Source organism: Cellulosimicrobium cellulans (genome assembly GCF_042723955.1).
GTDB classification, from domain to species: Bacteria; Actinomycetota; Actinomycetes; order Actinomycetales; family Cellulomonadaceae; genus Cellulosimicrobium; species Cellulosimicrobium cellulans_H.
This window is the reverse complement of the sequence record NZ_JBHXIC010000106.1, coordinates 1-5,906: the sequence shown is the minus strand read 5'-3', so window position 1 is coordinate 5,906 and position 5,906 is coordinate 1. Positions and strand designations below refer to the sequence as shown.

Below are 5,906 nucleotides of genomic sequence, written 5' to 3'. Positions count from 1 at the left end.
TCGATCTCGACCGCGGGGGGGTGGGCCTCGGAGATTTCGCGCCCCACCCACCCCCCCTCACGGCGTGCCACCGCGCGGCGGGGGCCCGCCCCCCCGGGGCGAGGGCGCGGGTAGCGTGACCGCATGGACGTGACGAGCGCGGTGCCGAGCGCAGTGCCGAGCGCGGCTCCGACCGCAGTGCCGACCACAGTGCCGACCGCAGTGCCGACCGCAGTGACGGCAAGTCCGCGGACCCGAGCGGGTGCGCGGCCGGAGCCGCTCCTGCGGCACGTCATCGGCGGCATCCTCCGGCGGGCACGGCTCGCGCAGGGACGCACGCTCGTCGACGTCGCGGCCTCCGCGCGCGTCTCCACCGCCTACCTGTCCGAGGTGGAGCGCGGCCGCAAGGAGGCGTCCTCCGAGGTGCTGGCGGCGGTCTGCGGCGCGCTCGGCCTGCGGCTCGTCGACCTCGTGGCCCGCACGGGCGAGGAGCTGCGCCCCGTCGTCCCGGTGCGTGTGCTCTCCTCCGTCCGGGAGCGCGGCGCGCTCTCCGCGCCGCGGCACCCCGCCCCGGCCGGCGAGCCCGTGCGCGACCTCCCGGTCGCGCGAAGCGCGATCGCGACCCCCACCCTCGCGTCGCGTCCGACCGCGCGCACCGCCGACGTCCTGCTCCTCGCGGCCTGAGCCCCGCGGGACCCCGGGGGTCGAGCCGCACCTGCCGGGTACCTGGTCGGCACCGCGTGTCGTGCCCCGGTGCGGCGGGAGGCGCGCGGCTACCGTCGAGGGATGACGGAGCCGCAGACCGCGCACGGCACGGCAGAGCAGACCGCCCCGGCCCTCCAGGAGCTCGTCGACGACGCCGCGTTCCTCTCGCACGAGCACCAGCTCCACCTCGCCGACCACCACGGCGACGACGCGTGGGGCGCCGAGATGACGGAGGGCACGTTCACCTTCACGGCGGCCGCCGGTGAGGCGACGACGTGCCGGCTCCAGTTCCTCGGCACGGCCGCGCCCGGCCCCGGGAGCTGGATGTGGGCGTGGAACAACGTCAACGGCTTCCCCGACGACGTGCTGCGCGCCGCCGAGAAGACCCGCGAGTCCGGCCTGCGCGAGGCGACAGAGGCGGAGCTCCCGCTCACCGACGACCTCCCGTACCGCCTCGCGCTCGCGGCCAAGGCTGTCACCGGGACCTGGACCCACTACAGCGCACCCGTCGGCAGCGGGACGCGGGCGTGGTTCCTCCTCGACGCTGACGGCCTGGCGCTGCCCGCGCCGAGCGTGCCGCGCGTCGTGCGGGTACTGAGTGAGGGCCTGCTGTCCGTCACGGTCGTCGACCACCGCCGCGCGGTCGCGTCCTACGCGACGGCTCGGGGCGTCGAGACGGCGGAGGACGGCGGCGCGGTCGTGCTCGTCCTGCCCGACGGCGGGGTGACCGTCCGGTTTGACGAGCACGGGCGGATCTCGGGCATCGAGGCGACGGCGCGCCGTCCGCCGGAACCCGCGCCGGAGCCGCACGGCGCGACCGAGCCCGAACGTGCGACCGAGCCCGAGCGTGCGCCCGAGTTGGGCGCGCCGGAGCCTGACGCCGACGCGACCAACGAGGACGCCGTCGTCGACCCGACGGAGGCGCACGACGAGCCGGAGCTGATCGAGTCGGCGCCGGCGGAGGAGCGGAGCCTGGTCGAGCCCGCGCCGGCGGAGGAGCGGGGGCCGGCGGTCGAACCCGCGCAGGAGCCGCGTCGTCGCCCGTGGTTCCGCAGGCGCGGGTAGGTCTGCGGCGCGGCGGCGTGGGCGAGTGCTGCGTCGACGTCCGAGCGCTGCGTCCAGGGACGCATCCGTCGATCGCGGACGCAGCGCTCGACGCCGGGTCAGGCGGCCGAGGCGAGCTTGCGCGACGTGACGACGGCGTCCGCGACGCCGTACTCGACGGCCTGGCGCGCCGTGAGCACGAGGTCGCGGTCGGTGTCCGCGCGCAGGCGCTCGACGGTCTGACCCGTGTGGCGGGACAGGACCTCCTCCGTCTCGGACCGGATCCGCAGGATCTCCTCGGCCTGGATCGACAGGTCGGAGATCGTGCCCTCGCCGCCGCCCGACGGCTGGTGCAGCAGGACGCGCGAGTGCTCGAGCACGAACCGCTTGCCCGGCGTCCCCGCCGCGAGCAGCACGGCCGCGGCCGACGCCGCCTGGCCCATGCAGATGGTCGACACGTCGCAGCGGACGAACTGCATCGTGTCGTAGATCGCCATGAGGGCGGTCGCGGAGCCGCCGGGGGAGTTGATGTACAGGCCGATCTCCTGGTCGGGGGCGTCGGACTCCAGGTGGAGGAGCTGCGCCATGACGACGTTCGCGACGCCGTCGTCGATCTCCGTGCCGAGGAAGACGATGCGCTCCGACAGCAGGCGGGAGAAGACGTCGAACGCGCGCTCCCCGAGCGGGGTCTTCTCGACGACGGTCGGGATCGTGTAGCTCGCCATCACAGGCCCACCTTCCGGGCCGCGCGGGCGGGGCGGACGTCGTCGACGGACTCCACGATCCGGTCGACCATGCCGTACTCGAGCGCCTGCCGGGCCGTGAACCAGCGGTCGCGGTCGGAGTCGTCCGCGATGGTCTCGACGCTCTGCCCGGTGCTCTCGGCGGTCAGCCGGTGCATGAGGCCCTTGGTGTACACGAGGTTCTCGGCCTGGATCGCGATGTCGACGGCGGTCCCGCCGATGCCCGCGGAGGGCTGGTGCATCATGATCCGCGCGTGCGGCAGCGCGTACCGCTTGCCCGGGGTTCCCGCGCACAGCAGGAACTGGCCCATGCTCGCGGCGAAGCCCATCGCGACGGTCGAGACGTCGTTGGGGATCAGGCGCATCGTGTCGTAGATGGCCAGCCCGGCGCTCACCGAGCCGCCGGGGGAGTTGACGTAGAGCGCGACGTCGGCGCGCGGGTCCTCCGCGGAGAGCAGGAGGAGCTGCGCGCACAGACGGTTCGCGACGGCGTCGTCCACGGCGGTACCGAGGACGACGATGCGCTGGTGGAGCAGGCGCGTCGTGAGCTGGTCGTCGAAGGAGGACGCGGACGGCGCGACGGCCTCCGCGTGCGGGGTGCGTGACGTGGGCGTGGTCATGGCACCACCGTGGCCCCCGGGCAGCCCGGACGGGCCGGTGATCTGCCGTCGGCTCATACGCCGACGGCAGATCGCTCCGGCACGGCCCGCCCTACTTGTTGGGCCAGGTGTTCCGATCGACGACCAACCGAGCCGGTGCGGGGCTCACTGTGATCCAGTTCTGCGGCGCCGGGTAGTAGTTGCCCATGATGCACGGGAGGTCGAACGAGGCGTTCGGCCCGAAGCTCCGCGAGTAGCCCCCCGTGATGGCGTGGTCGTAACCGCCCGCGTTCGTCATGCACTGCACGGTGTACGTCCCGCTCGGGAACGTCGCGTTCGTGTTGAGCCGGTACTTGGTGCAGATGCTGAGGTTGTTGCAGTCGCCCAGCGAGCCGGTCGTCGCCGCGGCGCCGCGCGACGCCCAGATCCGCGGCGGGTCGGGCCGCGTGTCGGTCGTGAACGTCACCCGGTCGCTCCACGCGCCGCACCCGGCCGCGTTGCACGCGCGAGCGATGAGATGGAAGGTCTGCTCGTAGTCGGACCCGACGTTGACCGTCTGCCCCGTGCCGGACGAGCTCTGACTGCCCGAGAGCTGCCACTCGTAGCGCGAGATCGCGTTGCCGCCGTTCGACGAGGGCGCGGAGATCGAGAACCGACCACGGTTCTCGCCCGTGCGAGACACGGAGACACCCGGCACCCCCGGCTTGTCGTAGGCGTTGATCGACGCCGACGCGGGGCTCGACGTCGACGTACCGCCGGCATTCGTCGCCGTGACGGTGAACGTGTACGAGCCTGGGTTGAGGCCGGTGAAGTCCACCGACGTCCCGGAGACCTGCCTGGTGGCGTTGCCCGGCGAGGCCGTCACCGTGTAGGCGGTGATCGGGCTGCCGTTGGCGTCGGCGGCGCCCCAGGACACCCGCGGGATGCCGCTGTCCTTGTTGCTGGAGCCGACGTTCTGCACGTTCGGTTGCGGTGGTGCCTCCGGGCGGCCGAACGGCACGACGGCCGCTGACGCCGAGCTCTGCGCGGTCACGCCCGCCTTGTTCTCCGCCGTCACGGTGAACGTGTACGACGACTCGTTGTCGAGCCCGGTGGCCTTGTGGCTGAGCCCCGTGAGCGTCAGAGCCGCGCCGTCGGGCGAGCCGTTGCGGTACCGCTGGAGGTGGTACGCCTTGATGGCGTCACCGTTCTCGAACGGCTGCTCCCACGACACGTCGATCGACCCGCCGTTGAGTGGGGAGTCGGCCGCGCGGTCCGCCTTAGGCGTCTTCGGGACGTCCGGCAGCCCGGCGGGGATCTCCTCGGCGGAATAGTCGCCCCACTCGGACGGGTCGGGAGCGAGGTTCACCGCCTGCACGCGCACCCGGTACGCGACGCCGTTCGTGAGCCCTGTCCACACGACCTGGTTGCCGGAGAGCGCCTGCATCTGGATCGCCCCGCTCGCCGGCGCGGGAGAGATCTCCAGGTTGACGGTCTCGATGGCCGAGCGGTCGGTGTAGGTCTTGTTCTCCCACGTGACGGTGAGCGACTTGTCGCCGAACTCGAGGGTGGGTGCGGCGGGCGGGTCGGGCTTCTCGTCGGGGCGTGCCTCGGCCGAGGGCGGGGAGGCGGGTCCGTCGCCGACGTCGTTGGTCGCGAAGACGGTGAAGGTGTACTTCACGTTGTTGGTCAGGCCGTCGAGGGTGCAGGTGGTGGTGCCGCAGGCCTTCTCGTAGCCGTTCTGGGAGCGCACGGTGTAGCCGGTGATCTCGGCGCCGTTGTTGTTCGGCGGGTCCCAGGACAGCACGACGGTCTTCGAGCGCACCTCGTCGACCTGCGGGGTGGCCGGGGCCTCGGGCTTGCCGAGCACCTTGAGCTGGACGCGGCCCTCCACGAGCCGGTCAGGATCCTTGGTCGCGTCCTGCACGCGGTAGACCACGACCATCACGCCGACGAAGCTCTCGTCCGGAGTCACGGTCACGCTGTCGCCGGTGAAGGCGACGTCTCCCGAGCCGGTCTCGACCACGGCGCCCGTCACCGCGAGCGGGGTGTCGGGGAACGGGTTGGAGTCGTTCGCGAGCACGGGGACGGTCGTCGGCTTGCCCTGGTGGGCGTCGTCGACGGTGTCCAGGTTGGCGCGCGCGAGGGGTCGGGTGGAGGCGACGACGGTGAGGGTCGCGGTGCCCTCGACCGGGGGGTGCTCGCCGTCGGTGACGGTGATCGGGACCTGGACCACCGAGCCCTTGGGGACCTCGGGGGTCGCCTGGGCGTGCAGGGTGCTGCCCTCGACGGTGACGGTCAGGCCCTGGGCCTGGCCGGTGGCCTTGAAGGTCAGGGGGTCGCCGTCGGGGTCGGTCGCGAAGCGCGCGAGGTCGATCGACGCCTCCTCGCCCGCCGCGACGTCGAGCGTCGGGGTGGAGAGCTCCGGCGGCAGGTTCTCCGGCGGGATCACGCTGATCGGCAGCGTGAGCAGCGCCGTGTGCCCGTCGGGGTCGTCGGGGCCGGAGCCGTCGGTCACCTCGAAGGTGACGGCGGCCGGCCCGACGTAGTCCGCGTTCGACGTGTAGACGATCTCGGTGGTCGAGGGCACCTCACGGGTCCCCTCGAGCGCGGTGACCTTCTCCTCGGTCGTCAGGCGCGGGGTCTTGCCCTCGACGACGAGCGCGTAGTCGGTGATGTCGATCGGCAGCGGCTCACCGCTGACGACCTCCAGCGGGGTGATGCCCGGACGCAGGGTCGGGGCCTGGTCCGTCATCCCCGGGACCTTGACGAAGGCCTTGGCGGTGAGGCCGTCGATGTCGGTGACGGTGTAGGTCACGACCTGGCGGTTCTCGGTGAGGGTGATGACGAGCTCGCC

General features: G+C 72.8%; 5 protein-coding genes. 2 read left to right on the top strand and 3 right to left on the bottom strand.

Annotation, left to right across the window (positions count from 1 at the left end):
- Positions 1-123 precede the first annotated feature (123 nt).
- Both ACFWH7_RS18955 and ACFWH7_RS18950 read left to right on the top strand, forming a co-directional pair.
- A complete protein-coding gene (locus ACFWH7_RS18955) occupies positions 124-663 on the top strand; it encodes a helix-turn-helix domain-containing protein (RefSeq protein WP_378218879.1) in 540 nt (179 codons plus the stop codon).
- Positions 664-765: 102 nt separating this feature from the next.
- Positions 766-1,749, top strand: coding sequence for a DUF6882 domain-containing protein (locus ACFWH7_RS18950; protein ID WP_378218877.1), 984 nt, complete (start codon positions 766-768; stop codon positions 1,747-1,749).
- Positions 1,750-1,847: 98 nt separating this feature from the next.
- On the opposite strand, the gene ACFWH7_RS18945 is transcribed toward ACFWH7_RS18950, so the two are convergent.
- The 3 genes from ACFWH7_RS18945 to ACFWH7_RS18935 form a co-directional block, all read right to left on the bottom strand.
- Positions 1,848-2,453: a ClpP family protease gene (locus ACFWH7_RS18945; protein ID WP_378218875.1), complete on the bottom strand. Its 606-nt coding sequence runs from the start codon at positions 2,451-2,453 to the stop codon at positions 1,848-1,850.
- Positions 2,453-3,091, bottom strand: coding sequence for a ClpP family protease (locus ACFWH7_RS18940; RefSeq protein ID WP_378218873.1), 639 nt, complete (start codon positions 3,089-3,091; stop codon positions 2,453-2,455). Before ACFWH7_RS18940 ends, ACFWH7_RS18945 begins: the two co-directional genes overlap by 1 nt.
- Before the next feature lie 91 nt (positions 3,092-3,182).
- Positions 3,183-5,906 (bottom strand): fibronectin type III domain-containing protein (locus ACFWH7_RS18935; protein ID WP_378218871.1); only part of this gene is annotated, 2,724 nt, incomplete at its 5' end.